Consider the following 16,059-nt stretch of genomic DNA (forward strand, 5'->3'; position numbering starts at 1 on the left):
CGCGCAGGTACGCCTCCGCCTCTTCGGCTCGCCCCAGGCTCTCCAGGGCCCTCACGTACGGGCGTACGGCGGCGTGCGGGGAGCCCGCGCGGGAACCAGCCTGGCCCCGCGACGCCCGCGACCCCCGCGACCGTCGCAGCCGCCACAGCCCCCGCGGACTCAGGAGGACCCGAGTAGACCCCCGAAAACGTTGCCCCGCACCCGCGGAAGGCACCGCTCCAGCGCGTCGCCGCGCCCGGCGACCACGCTGAAGCCGGTGGGCCGCGTCCGGAGTTCGACGACCCGCAGCCGATCCAGCGCGGACAGCCCGGCGACCCGGGCCCGCAGCTCCGGGTCGTCGAACAACTCCTCGGGGCGCAGAAACGGCACCGACCGTCCCTGGTCGGCACCGCTCAGGTCGAGCAGCCGACCACCGCCTCCGGTATTGATCCCGAACGCGCTCAGCCAGTCCGCCTCGGCCGTCGCGAACAGCCCGGGGAGCTCGGCGAAGGTGCGGGGCTCGACCACCGGGTGCAGGAACGCGTCAGCATCCTGTGCCGCGCGGGTGGCGACACCCGCGGGTCCGGCGGCGGTCGCGCCGTAGCGGTCCGCGTCCAGGGACAGGCCGAGGGCGCGGACGAGGTCCAGGTCCGCGCCGTCGCGGGCCAGCAGCCGAGTCAGCTCCCGATTCAGCATCCTGTCGTGCTCGCCGTAGGCGTGGTAGAGCCACAGGAACAGCAGGCCGTCCGGGGCGAGCAGGGCCGTGAGCCGCCGCAGCGCGCCGGCGGGGTCGGCGAGGTGGTGCACCACCCCCGTGCTGATCACCAGGTCGAACACGCCCTCCGGTTCGCGGCCGGGCACCGCGCCGAGCTGGAACTCTACGTTGCTCGCACCGTGCCGCTCGGCCAGTTCCCGCGCCACGCCGAGGGACCGCGCGGACGGGTCGATGCCCAGGAACGAGGCACAGGGGTAGCGCAGCGCCGCCGCGACCAGGCGGTGCCCGGTCCCACAGCCCGCGTCCAGCACCCGCCACCCGGCCAGCTTCTCGTCCTCCAGCAGGTGGGAGAGGCCGTTCGCGGTGTCGTGGATCAGCTCGGCGTCCCCATCCGGGGAAGGGTACGGATGCCGCTCGTACAGGCGCGCCACCTCCCATCGCGCCGCCTCCTCTGAGAGCAGCGAGGCCAGGCCCGCCGGGGTGGGCGCGCCGTACAGATCGCGGACGCTCAGCTCGGCGCCGTACTCGGTGCGAAGCCGGGCCAGCAACCGCAGGGCGACCAGCGAACGCCCGCCGAGGGCGAAGAAGTCGTCGTCCGCGCCGACCGGCGGCCCGTCCCCCTCCACATCCAGCAGCTCCGTGAACAGCGCACACAGTGCGGTCTCGTGCACGCCGGACGGCGATCGGTAGCCAGCCGGTACGGGCCTGGGCAGGGCGGCCGCGTCGAGCTTGCCGTGCCGGGTGCGCGGCAGCTCGTCCACCAGCTCCAGCCACGTCGGGACGGCCGGGCTGGCCAGCCGCGCGGCGAGGTGCCGGCGCAGGTCCGCGACGGTGACGGCACCGGACACGGCGGGTGCGGCCGGCACGGCGAACCCGGCGAGCGCGGGCGTGCCGTCCGGCAGCGAGCGCACGACGACCGCGGCCTCGACGACCCCGGGATGCTCGCCGAGCACGACGGCCACATCTCCCGGCTCCACCCGGACGCCCCGGATCTTCACCTGGTCGTCGACGCGGCCGGCGAACTCCAAGCCGCCGTCCGCGAGTCGCCGCGCGAGATCGCCGGTCCGGTACATCCGCTCGCCCGGCGCACCGAACGGGTCGGGGCCGAACGCGGCTGCGGTCAGCGCCGGGTCGCCCTGGTAGCCGCGCGCCAGGCCGGAGCCGGCGAGGTACAGCTCGCCGACGCGGCCGGGCGGTGCGGGCCGCAGCTGATCATCGAGCACGTAGACCCGCACCCCGGGACGCGGCCGACCGATCGGCACAGCAGTGTCGCGGTCGAGGCGCCTGTCGGTATCGCGGTCGGCGCCGGGATCGGTGTTGCGGGAGCCCTCGCCCTGCCACCACACCGTGGCGTACACCGTGGCCTCGGTCGGCCCGTACGCGTTCACCATCTCGGACGCCCCGAGCGCTTCCCGAACCGTCCTGGCGACACGAGCGGTCAGCGCCTCCCCGGCCAGCACCACCGTCCCCGCCCCCGCCCCGCGAAGCCCGCGCCGCGCCGCAGCCGTCAGCACGGACGGCACCGCGACCACCAGCTCCGCCTGTCGGCCCGCGAGATCGTCGTGCCCTGCCACGAGTTCGACGGTCCCGCCGGCGCACAACGGCCCGAACAGCTCGAACAACGACACGTCGAAGGTCAGCGGAGTGGCGGCGAGCACGCGCGCCAGCCGCGCCGGGCCGAACTCGAGGCCGGCCCAGCGGACCAGCTCGGCGACCGCCTCGTGTGTCAGGCAGACCGCCTTGGGCCGCCCGGTGCTGCCCGACGTCGGCAGCACGCAGACCGGGTGTGCGGGGTCCAGCGCCGGGCACGGGGCGGTCACGGGCAGCCCGGCCAGGCCCGGCGGCGTGGCGTCGTCCAGTACCAGGAGCGGCTCAGCCGCGGCGGTGAGCCGGGCCGGCGGATCGGCGGGGTCCAGCGGCAGGTATGCGGCCCCTGATTTGAGCACCGCGAGGACGGCGACCAGCAGGTCCGCACCGCGCGGCAGCCGGAGCGCGACGATCCGCTCCGGCCCCGCACCGCGGCCGATGAGGTGGTGCGCGAGCCGGTTGGCGCGGGCGTCGAGGTCGGCGTATGTGGTGGCCACGCCGTCGCAGAGCAGCGCGACGGCATCCGGCGTGCGGGCAACCTGCTCCTGGAACAGCTGGACGACCGTCGTCACCTCAGGCCTCGAACCCGCACCGGAGGGCTGCGCCTGGGGCGTCGGGACCGGACCGGTGATCAGCGGCTCCACCGGCCGTCCCGGGTCCTCGGCGACGGCCGCCAGCACCTCCGCCAGCTCATGCAGCACCCCGGTCGCGTCCTCGGCGGTGAACACCGCAGGCTGGTAGCGCAGTTCGAGCCGGATCGCCTCGCCGGGGTGGGTGAACAGCGCGAGCGGGTAGTGCAGCGCGTGGTGGATTTCGACGTCGCCGGCGGCGGCGACCGCCGCGGCGTCGACGGGGTAGTTCTCGAACACGGTCAGCGTGTCGAACAGGACGTCCACGCCGAGGGAGCGCTGTATCCCGGCGAGCCCGAGGTGGTGGTGCGGGGTCAGCGCGGCCTGCTGCTCCTGCACGCGCCGCACCAGGTCGGCCAGGCTCTCGCCGGGCTCCGGACGGACGCGGACGGGCACGGTGTTGAGGAAGAAGCCGAGCATCCGCTCGATGCCGGGGACCTCCGGCGAGCGGCCGGACACGACGCTGCCGAACACGACGTCGCGCTGCCCGAGACGCCGCGCCAGCAGCAGCCCCCACGCGCTCTGCACCACGGTGTTCATCGTGACGCCGCAGCGCGACGCCGCACGCGTCAGGACACTGGTTTGCGCGGCCGTCAGTCGCACCGACGCCGACCGCGGCCAGGACGGCGGCTCCCGCAGCGCCGACGGCGCGACCAGCGAACCCTGCGAGACGCCCGACAGCATTTCGCGCCACGCTCGGGTCGCAGCGGGGCGGTCCTGCCTGCCGAGCCACGCGAGGTAGTCGCGGTATCCGTCCTCGTGCACGCCGCCCGCGTCGCTCACATCGTCCACGCCACCCAGGCCGCCCGATCCCCCGACCGCCGCCATCGCCGCCGTCAGCTCGGCCGCGAGCAAAGGCAGCGACCAGCCGTCGAGCAGAACGTGGTGGCAGGTCAGCGCGGCACGCCGACGGCCCGCGCCGGTATCGGCCACCACCAGCCGCAGCACAGGCGCGACGGTCTCGTCGAAGCGGCGCGTGCGCTCCTCGGCGAACAGGCGCTCCAGCCGCTCGCCGAGGTCCGCCGCCCCGGTCAGGTCGACCACGCGGCACGGCGGCTCGGGCGCCTGGTCGTGGACGACCCGCACCGGCCGCCCCGAGTCCGGGTACCAGAACGCCGACCGCAGGTGCCCGTGCCGGACGAGCAGCGTCCGCACCGCGGCCCGCAGCCCGTCGGCGTCCACGCCGTCCGGCAGGTCGAACACCAGCTGCACCGCGTACACCTCGGGCGACCCCGCCCCGTCCAGGACGTGGTGGTAGAGCATGCCCTCCTGCAACGGCGTCGCGGGCCAGACGTCGGCCACCGGGCGTCCGCCGGCCTCCAGCCGGTCGATGTCGGCCTGGGTGAGCGCCACCAGCGGCAGGTCCGACGGGGTGCGCCCGCCGGCTCCCGGCCGCCCCGCGAGGCCGGCGCGGTCGGCGAAGTCGGCCAGGCGGGTCAGGGCCCTGCTCCACGCGCCGGCCAGGCGCTCCACATCCGCCGGGTCCAGCAGGCCCGCCGGCCAGGAGATCGTCGTCGCCAGCTCGAGCGCCTCGCCGGCCTTCCCGCCGCCGTCCTCGGCGACCGCGTTGAACTCCACCGCGTAGGACAGTGGCGCGTCCGGGTCCGTCCCGCCGCGTACGTCGCGGCCGGTCGCGGACGGCGACCACGGTTCGGCGGCCCCGCCGGGACCCGCGATCCTGCCGAGGTAGTTGAAGCAGACCTCTGGCAGGTCGGCCCGGACCAGCACCTCGGACGGCTCCGGGGCCAGATACCGGAGCAGGCCGAATCCAAGCCCGTCCCCGGGCACCCGCCGCAGCTGTTCCTTGACGGCCTTCACCGCTTCGGCCACCGCGCCATCACCACCATCACCAACGCCACCGGCCTCCAGTCGGACCGGATAGACACCGGTGAACCAGCCGACCGTCCGGGACAGGTCCGCCCGCTCGTCCGAGGCGTGCCTGCCGTGGCTCTCCACATCCACCAGCAGCGCTCCGCCGCCGGCCGGCCGCCACTCGGCGAACGCCAGCGCCAGCGCGGTCAGCAGCACCTCGTCCGGCCCCGCGCGGAACGCCGCCGGCAAGGTCGTCAGCAGGGCCGCCGTCGGCCCGCCGGGCGTGCGAACGGTGATCGAACGCCGGGTGTGCGCGGTATCGCGAGACGAGTCCAGGGCACGCGCCGCCAGCCGTGGCGGCTGGTCGCGCACCGTGGCCTCCCACCAGGGCAACTCGGCGCGCGCCTCGTCCCCGGCAGCCCGCTGCCGCAACTGCTCGGCCCAGCGCCGGAACGACGTCCCGGCCTCCGGCAGCACCGGTTCCCGCCCCGCCGCGACCGCCCGCCAGGCCTGAGCGAGCTGCGGCAGCAGGATCCGCCAGGACACGCCGTCCACGACCAGGTGGTGCAGCATCAGCAGCACCTGGCCCGCCCGGCCGGGCCCGGCGTCGAACCAGACGGCCTGCATCACGACGCCCGCCACCGGATCGAGCCGGCCGCGCGCGGCATCCGCCTCGGCGCGGACCAGCTCGGCGGTCGCCGGCCCGGCGCGGCGCACCCGGTCGGCGACCGGCACACTCCCCGGCGCCGGGATCTCCAGGCCGCTCGACGTCAGTCGGCAGCGCAGCACGTCGTGCCGGTCGACCAGCGCCTGCAGCGCCCGGGCGAGCCGGTCGAGCCCGAGGTCCGCGGGCACGTCCACCACCACGCACTGGTGGTGGCCGGCGATCGGGCCGCCGCGCTCCACGGCGGCGCGCATGATCGGGGTCAGCGGCGCCGTCCCGATGCCGTCGTCGGGCGTCGGCTGCCCGGCGCCGTCCGACGCCGGGCCCGCCTGTGCGGCCCGGGCGGCCAGCCGCCGCACCGTGCGGTGTTCGAAGACGTCCCGGGCGCTGATCGCCACGCCGGCGGGCAGCGCCCGGCCGACGAGCTGGATCGCGATGATGCTGTCCCCGCCGATGGCGAAGAAGTCGTCGTCCAGGCCCACGGCCGGCAGTCCCAGCAGGTCGCCGACGGCCGCGCACAGCAGCCGCTCGGCCTCCGTCCCGGGCCGCGCCGCCGCGTTTTCCGGCCCTGACTCAGCGGCCTGAGACGCTGCGGGCACGAAGGGGACAGGCAGCGCGGCGCGGTTCACCTTGCCGTTACCGGTCAGCGGCAGCCGGCTCAGCGGCATCACCGCCGAGGGCAGCAGGTGCGCGGGCAGCACTTCCCGCAGCCGCGCCAGGACCGCGTCCGGGTCAGCCACCGCGCCGGGCGCGGGCACCACGTACGCCACCAGCCGCCTGGCCCCGGAGGCCTCCTCCCGGGCCACCACCGCGGCCTGGGCGAGCTCCGGCTGCGCGAGCAGCGCGTTCTCGATCTCGCCGGGCTCGATCCGGTAGCCCCGGATCTTGACCTGCTGGTCGGCCCGCCCCAGGTATTCCAGGACACCGTCGGCACGGCGGCGGGCCAGGTCGCCGCTGCGGTAGAGGCGGCTGCCGGGTGCGCCGTAGGGGTCGGGGACGAAGCGCTGCGCGGTCAGCCCCGGCTGGTGCAGGTAGCCGCGCGCCACACCCGCCCCGCCGACGCAGACCTCCCCGGCCGCGCCCCGCGGCACCGGGCGTCCGTCCGGACCGAGCAGCCGCACCACGAGGTCTGCCAGGGGGTGCCCGATCGGGCTGGCTGTGGCGCTCACGTCCTCGGGCAACAGCCGGTGGGCGGTGACGTGGACGGTGGTCTCGGTGATCCCGTACATGTTGACCAACGCGGGCCGGCCTGGTCCCCACCGGTCCAGCCACGGGCTGAGGGCGGCCGGCTCCAGCCGCTCCCCGCCGAAGACGACCGCGCGAAGGGCGAGATCGTCGACCCCTGAGCCGCCGTGCTCAGCCACCATCGTCAGGCCGCTGAACGCCGCGGGCGTCTGGCTGAGGACGGTGACGCCCTCGCGGGCCAGCAGTTCGGCGAGTTCCTCCGGGGCGCGCGCGGTCTCGGGCGGGACGACGACCAGCCGCCCGCCGTGCAGCAGCGCGCCCCACAGCTCCCAGACCGAGAAGTCGAAGGCGAAGGAGTGCGTCATCGCCCACACGTCGAAGGACCGGCAGTCCAGTTCGGCGGACGCGGCCGCGAACAGGCGCGCGGCGTTGGCGTGGGTCACGGCGACCGGCTTGGGGCGGCCGGTCGAGCCCGACGTGAAGATGACGTAGGCAAGGTTCCCGGGCCGGACCGGCGGCGCCTCCGCCGACAGGCCGGACGGCGGCAGGTCCGACGTCGACATGCCAGAGAGCGACAACTCAGAAGGCGACAGGTCGGACTCCGGCCGCTCGGCGTCCAGGACCAGCGTCGGCCCGTCGTGGACCTTCCGAGCCTCGGGCTCATGCCGCTCCGTCGTCACGAGCAGCGCCGCACGCGCGTCCTCGACCAGCAGCCGCAAGCGCTCCAGCGGGTAGGCGGGGTCCAGCGGCAGGTAGCCCGCGCCGGATTTCAGCACCCCGAGCACAGCGGCGACCAGCTCCGGACCGGGCTCCAGGCACACCCCGACCACGGTCTCAGGGCCCGCGCCGAGGGCGCGCAGGCGCCGGGCGATCTCCTCGGCCTGGGAGTCGAGCCGGCCGTACGTCCACTGCTCCCCGCGGTACGTGACGGCGGTCTTGCCGGGGTGGCGGGCGGCCTGCTCCTGGAACGCCTCGTGCAGGCAGCGGTCGGCCTCGGGGAGCGTGGCGGGAGTGGAGACGAGCTCCGTGCGGTCCTGCTCGGTCAGCATCGCGAGCCGGGACAGCGGCGCGTCCGGATCGTCGGCGGCCGAGGCCAGCAGATGCAGATAGTGCGCGGCGAACCGCTCGACGGTCTCCGGGTCGAACAACGCGGTCGCGTATTCCAGCTCGACGCCGACCGAGCCGTCCGGCCGTTCCGCGAGCTGCACGCCGAGCTCGAACTTCGCGACCCCGCTGTCCACGTCCTCCCGGCTCGTCCGGACGCCGGGCAGGTCTGCGGACTCCGGACCGTCGTGCATCCCGAACGACAGCTGGAACAGCGGCGGGCGGGAGGCATCCCGCTCGGGGGCCAACTCGCGCACCAGATGCTCGAACGGCACGTCCTGGTGGGCCTGCGCGTCCAGCACGGTGGTCCGTACCGAGGCGAGCAGTTCGGCGAACGCCGGGTCGCCGGCCCACCGGGTGCGCAGCACCAGGGTGTTGACGGCGTATCCGATCAGATCGGCGAACTCCGGGCGGGTCCGCCCGGCGACCGGCGTGCCGACCGCGACGTCGCGACGGCCGGTGTAGCGGCCGACCTGGATCTGGAACACCGCGAGCGCCACCATGAACAGGCTCGCCCGGTGGCTCCTCGCAAGGGTGCGCAGCCGCTCGGCCAGCGGCGCGGGAATGGTGCGCCGCAGCACGGCGCCGGACTCGTCGCGGACGGCGGCGCGCGGCCGGTCGGCGGGCAGCTCCAGCGGGGTCAGGCCGTCGAGCCGCTCCCGCCAGTGGTCCAGCTCGGCGGTCGAGGCGGCGAGGTGGCCGCGCTGCCAGGCCGCGAAGTCGGCGTACTGGACGGCGACCGGAGGCAGCGGCGAGGGCCGTCCCTCAGCGAACGCGGCGTACAGCGCGTGCAACTCGTGGAGCAGGATCCGCATCGACCAGCCGTCGAAGGCGATGTGGTGCAGCACCGTGACCGCGACGTGCTCGTCCTCTGCGACGCGCAGCAGCCAGGTACGCACCGGCCACTCCCGTTCCAGCGCGAACGGCCGGCGCGACTCCGCCGCGACCAGGTCGTCGACCCGCCGCTCGGCATCGCGGTCCCGCGATAGGTCCAGGACGGTGAGCCGCACCGGCCCGGGCTCGTCCACCACCTGCACGGGTTCGCCGTTCTGCTCGCGGTACCGGGTACGGAGGATCTCGTGCCGGGCCGTGACCTCCTCCCAGGCCCGCCGCCAAGCGTCCGGGGTGAGGGAGCCGCGCAGCCGCAGCCGGCCGGTCATCAGGTACGCGGGGCTGCCGGGCGCGAGGCGGTCCAGCACCCAGAGCTGTCGCTGGCCCGCCGACACGGGCCGAGGCACCGACCGGCTCGCCGCGCCGTCGGCGACCCTGTCGGCCGCCTGGCCGGCCGTGGTGTCAGTCCCCTGGCTGGGCGCCATGTCAGTTTCCTGGCCGGCCGCGGTGGCGCCGAGGCCCCGCCGCCCGCCGGCCCGCCGCGCCCGCAGCAGCTCCGCGCGTGCCCGCTCCCGGTCGTTCATCGCATCCCCCCGGCGTCCACGGCGGCCAGCGCCGCGGCCAGTTGCTCATCCGACAGGTCGTCCAGCTCGGCTTCGATCGCGGCCAGGACGCGCCGGGCCAGCCCGGCCGGCGTCGGGTCGTCGAAGAAGGCCGTGGCCGGCAGGTCCACGGCGAAGTCCTCGCGTACCCGCGCGATCATCCGGATCGCCAGCATCGAGTGCCCGCCGAGCCAGAAGAAGTCGTCGTGCACCCCGACCGGCACGCCCAGCGCCTCCTCCCACAGCTCCACGATCCGCGCCTCCTCCGGCGTGCGCGGCGCGATCCCGGCGGTCGCGGCCGCCGCCTGCGGCGCGGGCAGCGCCGCGCGGTCGACCTCGCCGTTCCCGGTCAGCGGCATCTCGTCCACCGCGACGAACCACGCCGGGACCATGTGCTCGGGCAGCTTGCGCCGCGCGTGGGCCGCGAGTTCCGCGGCGTCCGGCAGCTCGCCGCCGTCGGCCGGCACCAGGTATGCCGTCAGCCGGCCGTCCCCGGCGGTCACGAACGCGTCCCGCACCGCCGCGTGCTCCAGCAGCACCGCCTGCACCTCGGCCGGCTCGACCCGGAAGCCGCGCACCTTCACCTGGTCGTCGAACCGCCCGCAGAAGTCCACGGCGCCGTCCACGCCGATCCGCGCCCGGTCGCCGGTGCGGTAGAGCCGGGAGCCGGGCGGCCCGAACGGGTCCGGCACGAACGACCGCGCGGTCAATCCGGGCCGGCCCAGGTAGCCGCGCGCCACCCCGGCCCCTCCGACGTACAGCTCGCCGACCGCTCCGCGCGGCAGCGGCCGCATCGCCTCGTCCAGGACATGCACGGTGGCGTGCGGCAGCGCTTCGCCGATCGGCACGGCGACGCCAGGCACGACCGTGTCGACCGGGTGGACCGTGGTGCCGACCGCCGCCTCCGTCGGCCCGTACTCGTTGATCAGGCGGCCGGGCCCGAGCAGCCCGAGCCATCGCTCGGCCAGCGGCGCGGGCAGCGCCTCGCCGGCCACCACCAGGGTCCGCGCCAGCCCGGCGGCGGTCGGCGCGTCCAGGGTGTGGCTGAGGATCTCCAGGTGGCCGGGGGTGAGCTTGAGAAAGCTGAACGGGCCGCGTGCGGCGAGCACCGGTCCGAGCTCGGCGGTCGGCAGGCGCTCGGGCAGCAGGTGTACGGGCTGACCGGTCATCAACGGTCCATAGAGCGCGGTCACCACCAGGTCGTAGGCGATGGACGACAGCAGTGGCGCGCCGCCGGCACCGCGCTTGGCGACGGCCTCGACGGTCCACTGCATGTACGCGGCGAGCGCACGATGCGTGACCTGGACACCCTTCGAACGCCCGGTGGACCCGGAGGTGTAGATCACGTAGGCGAGCTGGTCCGGATCGGCCGGCCGGTGCTCGAGCCCGGCGCCGGCCGGCTGCCGGTCCGCCCCGTTGGCCCCGTCGACCAGCACGGACGGCCGTCCCGGCGCCAGCCGGCCGGCGAACGATGAGGAGGTGAGGACGGCGACCGCGTCGGCGTCGTCAAGGGTCTGCGCGATCCGCTCGGCGGGGGTGTCAGGGTCCAGCGGCAGGTACGCGGCCCCGGCTCGCCACACCGCGAGCAGCCCGGCGATCAGGTCCGGCTCGGCGCCCAGGAGGACGCCGACCACGGTGCCGGGGACGGCTCCCGCTTCGCGCAGCACCCGGCCCAGATGCCCGGCACGCGCGTCGAGGGCGGCGTAGCTGACCGTGCTGTCGGCACTGATCACGGCGGCTTCCTCGGGGACGCGGCAGGCTTGCGCGGCGACGACGTCCGGCACCGGTTCCCAGCCGTCCGGCGCGTGCGCCGGCGATGCCGTCGTCGCCGCCGCAGTCGTCGCCTCAACCACGAGCCCTGACAGCTCCGACAGCGTCATGTCAGTTGTCTCGCCGGCTCGTTCCAGCACGGCGGCGAGGTGCTGCGCGAGCTGCGCCGCGGTCTCGGGCGCGAACAAGGCCGCCGCGTACTCCAGCGCGCCGAGCAGGCTGCCGTCCGAGCGCCGCCGCAGCAGCACCGTCAGGTCGGTCTTCGCCACCCGCCAGGCCGCACCCAGCGCCGCCAGGTCGTCAGCCGCCATCGCGGTGCTGGTCAGGCCCTCCTCGTGCAGGTCGAACGCGACCCGGTACAGCGGCGTCGAAGAGGGGTCGCGCGGCACCCGCAGCTCGTCCACCAGCCGTTCGAACGGCAGGTCCTGGCGCGCGAACGCGGCCCGGCACACCCCCCGCACCCGCTCCAGCAGCTGACGGAACGTCGGGTCGCCGCCGGTGTCGCAGCGCAGCACCAGGGTGTTGAGGAAGAACCCGACCACGTCGTCCAGCCCGGGTGCCCCGCGCCCGGCGACCGGGGTGCCCACCGCCAGGTCGGTCTGCCCGCTGTAGCGGGACAGCACCGCGCAGAACCCGGTCAGCAGCGTCATGAACGGGGTCGCGCCGTGCTCCCGGCCCAGCCGCAGCAGCCGCTCCGCGGCGTCCGGCGGGACGGTGAACGAGGCCAGCGCGCCCCGCGGGTCGCGTTTGGCGGGACGCCGGTAGTCGGTCGGCAGCTCCAGCACCGGCAGCCCGTCGAGCGCGGTCCGCCAGTACGCGAGCTGGTCGTCGAACGCGCCACCAGCCTGCTCGCGCCGCTGCCGGGCGGCGTGATCCGCGTAGCGCACGGTGAGCGGCGGCAGCGCCTGACCCGAGCCGTTGCGGGGCTGTTCCTGGGCCGTGTCAGGGGTCTGCTCGTAGAGCCGCTGGAAGTCACGCTCCAGCAGCACCACCGACCAGCCGTCGCAGGCGATGTGGTGCAGCGCCAGCAGCAGCCGGGACGGCGCGCCCGGCACCCGCAGCAGGAGCGCCCGCCACACCGGCCCGGCGGCCAGGTCGAAGCCGTGCCGCAGCAGCTCGGCGCAGGCGTCCGGGACGCCGTCCTCCGGACCTTCGTACACCGTGAGCCGCACCGGCCCGGCCGGATCCACCAGCGACACGGGCCCGTCCGGGCCGTCCGCGTACCGGGTGCGCAGGATCTCGTGCCGCTCGGCGAGGGCCCGCAGCGCCGCGCCGACCCGCCGTTCCTCCTGGCCCCGGTCGGCGCACGGCGGCAGGCGCAGGATCGCGGGCACGGCCCATTCGGGACTGCCCGGGTCCGCCTGGTCCAGCGCCCACAGCCGGTACTGGCCGAAGGACAGCTCGGCCGGCGCCCCCTCCTCGGCTCGCGGCGAAGCCCCGGAGGCATCCGAGACGGCGGTCCCGTCCTCATCGGAGGCGGCCTGGATCAGCTCAGCCTGCTCGGCCACCGTCGTGCGCTCGAACAGCCGCCGGAACGACACCGGCCGGCCGGTCTGCGCCCGCAGCTCCTCGGCCAGCCGGGTCACCTGCAGCGACGTGCCGCCGAGCTGGAAGAAGTCGTCATTCGCCCCGATCGGGCGAGCCGTGAGCAGCCGGCCCCACGCCTCGGCGACCATTGTCTCGGCCGGGGTGCGCGGCGGCACATACGAGCCCTGCGACGACACCTGCTGCGCGCCGCCGCTACGCAACGCGGCCCGATCGGTCTTGCCGCCGCGGGTCAGCGGGAAGGCCTCGACCGTGCGGAACACCGCCGGCAGCAGCGGCGCGGGCAGCCGGTCGGCGAGGAACGCGCGCAGTTCGCCCGGGACCAGCTCGCGACGCACTGTCAGGTACGCGCACAGCCGCTGCCCGCCGCCGCCGTCCGCCTCCGCCAGGACGACCGCGCCGCGCACGTCCGGATGCTCGGCGAGGGCGGCCTCGACCTCTGTCGGCTCCACCCGCACCCCGTTGACCTTGAGCTGCGCGTCCAGCCGCCCCAGGTACTCCAGCACGCCGTCCTCCCGTCGGCGGACGAGGTCGCCGGTCCGGTAGAGCCGGGAGCCGGGCGGGCCGAACGGGTCCGGGACGAACGATCGCGCGGTCAGCTCGGGTCGGCCCAGGTAGCCGCGGGCCAGACCGGCGCCTCCGACGAACAACTCGCCCGCCACGCCGCGCGGTGCGAGGTCGCCGTCCTCGGTGAGGACCAGCAGGCGCGCGCCGTCGATCGGCCGGCCGATCGGGACCGGCCCGCTCTGTTGCTCCGGGTCGTGCCTCTGGGCGCTGACATCGATCGCGCACTCGGTGGGGCCGTAGGTGTTCCACAGTGCGACGCCCAGCGGCCCCACGGCGCGCTGTGCGAGGCCCGCGTCCAGCAGCTCGCCAGCCGAGAACAGCAACCGCAGCGAGGTGCAGCGCGGCCACCGCGGGACGTCGACCAGCAGCCGCAGCACGCTCGGCACGGCTTGCAGCACGGTGACCCCGTGCTCGATCACCGACCGCACGATCGCCTCGGGGTCGTGCTCGGCGCGGGACGGTGCCAGGACCACCGTGCCGCCGGCGGCCAAGGGGGCGAACACCTCCCACAGCGAGGCGTCGAAGGTCAGCGCGGTCTTCTGCAGGACCCTGTCGGCCGCGCCCAGACCGTGCGCGCGCACGGCCCAGCGCACCCGGTTGGCGAGCGCGGCGTGGCTCACCGACACGGCTTTGGGGCGGCCAGTCGAGCCGGAGGTGAACATCGCGTACGCGGCCTGCGCTCCATCGGGCCGGTGTGCATCGGTTCCGTCTCCGTCAGGTCCATCCGCATCGGCCGGCACCACGACCGGCACCCCGGCTTCGTCCGGCCTGCGGTCGGCGAGCAGCAGCACGGCCGCACAGTCCCGGGCGATGGTGCGCCACCGCGCGGCGGGCGCGTGCGGATCGACCGGCACGAAACAACCGCCGGCCCGCCACACGGCGAGCAGCGCGGCGACCATGTCGGCCGACCGGTCCATCGTCACGACGACCGGGCTCTCGGCCCGCACCCCGCATCCCGCGAGGACGTGCGCCAGCCGCGCGGCGCGGGCGTCGAGCTCGGCATAGGTGACCTGGCGGTCTCCGTCGATCACGGCGACCGCGCCGGGGGTGCGGGCGGCCTGCGCCTCGAAGTCCGCGAGCAAGGACGAGGACTCGGTACCCGGCGCGGGCGCGGCGGCGGATCCGGCCAGCAGAGCCCGCCGCTCCCCCGCGTCCAGCACGTCCATCGCGCCGATCAGCCGGTCCGGATCGTCGAGCCCTGCGGCCAGCAACCGCAACACTCCGTCGCGATGCCGTTCAAGGTCTGAGGGCAGGTACACATCAGGGTGCGCATCCAGCCGGATCGCCAGATCCCCGGTGCCCGGGTCGCCGTGGAAGCCGACGTACAGGTCATCGGTCGGCCCGTTCGTCAGCACATTGAGGCTCGCCGCTTCCTGCTCGCCGAAAACGGCGCGGCGCTTGAACGGCAGCACGTTGACCGCCACGTCGAACACGCCGCCGTCGAGCGCGAGGTCGTGCAGCAGCTCGTCGTGCGGGTAAAGCTGGTGGACGAACACCTCCGCGATCTCCCCGAACGCCTGCCGCGCGAGTGTGCCCAAGCTCAGTTCTCGGTGCACCGCCAGCCGCAACGGAACCACGTTCGCAGTCATCGCCGGCGTGCTCCGGGACGCCTTGTCCAGCCGCCCGGTCAGCGGGAAGCCGACCACCAGGTCAGTGCGGCCCGTCGCGCGGTGCACGTATGCGGCGGTGGCGACGACCAGCGCGGGCCAGGCGACGCCGAGTTCCTCGGCGACCGGCCGCAGCCGGCCGGCGAGGTCTTCGGGCACGGGGTGCTCGTGGTGCAGCGGCGGGACGAGTGTCCGGCCGCGCCGGCCGGCCAGCCCGGCGACGGCCGAGCGCCCCGTCATCCGGTCGGTCCAGAACGTCCGGTCCTGCGCGTACGCCTCGGACCCGCGGTACGCCGCCTCGGCCTCGGCGAAGGTGTTCAGCCCGACCCAGCCGCTGTCCTGCGGCGGCTCGCCGTGCAGGCTCGCGCCGTACACCGCCAGCACGCGCCGGGCGAACCCGGCCATGCCGACGCCGTCGATGACCAGGTGGTCGGCCCGGACGACCAGGCGGACCAGATCCGGGGCCAGGATCAGCAGCGAGATCGCGAACAGCGGGTCACCCGGGTCGGGCAGCCGGACGAAGTCCCGCAGCATCCACTCCTCGGCCGCTTGCCGAGCCGAGGAGCCGGCGGTGCGGTCAGGAAAGGCGTCGGGGTCCGTGAGATCCACCCGCGGCAGCGGCCAGTCCGGCGCCAGGTCCGGCAGCAGCCGCGGCTCGCCGTCCACGACCTCGATCCGCAGATGCAGAGCGTCGGCCTCGGCGACCGCCGACCGCGCGGCGGCCTCGACCAGGCCGGGCCTGGCCTGGCCGGTGAACTCGAGGTAGCCGCCGACCTGGTAGGCGGTGCTGCCGGGATGCAGCTGCTGCGCCCGCCAGATCTCGTGCTGCACTGCTGATAGGGCCCAGCCCTGGTCCTCACAGGATGTCGCCATGATACGACCCTGGGTGTACCACCTATATCGAGCCTATAGCGGTCGGAGCCACCTCCGAACACCCATGCTGACGTGTATGCTGAACAAGATCCGCTTCATCTGAGCTTGACTATTAACCTCACCAAGATCACGTCTTGGTGGGGTTCGTCGTTCGCCTGACAGCTGGGCGGCCTTTGCGTGATCGTGTCTTCTCGCTGAAGTCGACAGTCGATCAACCCAAAGGCCGTGATGGACAGTCTGCAAGACGACGCTGCGCGCGTCGAGGCATTGACCGGGTTATCCCGGTTTCGCCGCGAGTTCTACGAGTGCCTGACCCTGCGGGCGGATGCTCTGTTCGGGCGCTGTCACGTTGTTGGGTGTGTACGTGCCTGACGGGGCGTCGGGGCATGGTGGGCCCCGGTCCGGGCCTGTGTTCAGGCCGTGGTGGGCCGGCCGACAGCGCCGGTGATCTGGTCCCAGATGGCGAAGCGGTGGCGAATTTCGGCTCGGTAGTGGTGTGCGGTCATCAGGTGGCGGCGGGGTCGGAAGTGGGCGAGATCCCGCTGAACGCGGACAGGAACCGTTGGGCCCCACCTAGGGGCTGTAAAAA

2 protein-coding genes and 1 pseudogene are annotated in these 16,059 nt (G+C 74.8%); all 3 read right to left on the reverse strand.

Features of this window, described 5'->3' with window-relative positions:
* Positions 1–159 precede the first annotated feature (159 nt).
* Positions 160–9,090 carry a non-ribosomal peptide synthetase gene (locus OG972_RS41445; protein ID WP_266991353.1) on the reverse strand — a complete coding sequence of 2,977 codons (8,931 nt, stop codon included), beginning with the start codon at positions 9,088–9,090 and terminating at the stop codon, positions 160–162.
* Positions 9,087–15,470, reverse strand: coding sequence for a non-ribosomal peptide synthetase (locus OG972_RS41450; RefSeq protein ID WP_266991355.1), 6,384 nt, complete (start codon positions 15,468–15,470; stop codon positions 9,087–9,089). The genes OG972_RS41445 and OG972_RS41450 overlap by 4 nt, the downstream gene beginning before the upstream one ends.
* A gap of 413 nt (positions 15,471–15,883) precedes the next feature.
* Positions 15,884–16,047 (reverse strand): annotated as a pseudogene (locus OG972_RS41455) (IS6 family transposase); the annotation flags it as partial.
* Between the last annotated feature and the right edge of the window lie 12 nt (positions 16,048–16,059).

Source organism: Streptomyces sp. NBC_01669 (assembly GCF_026339735.1).
Classification (GTDB): Bacteria; Actinomycetota; Actinomycetes; order Streptomycetales; family Streptomycetaceae; genus Streptomyces; species Streptomyces yanii.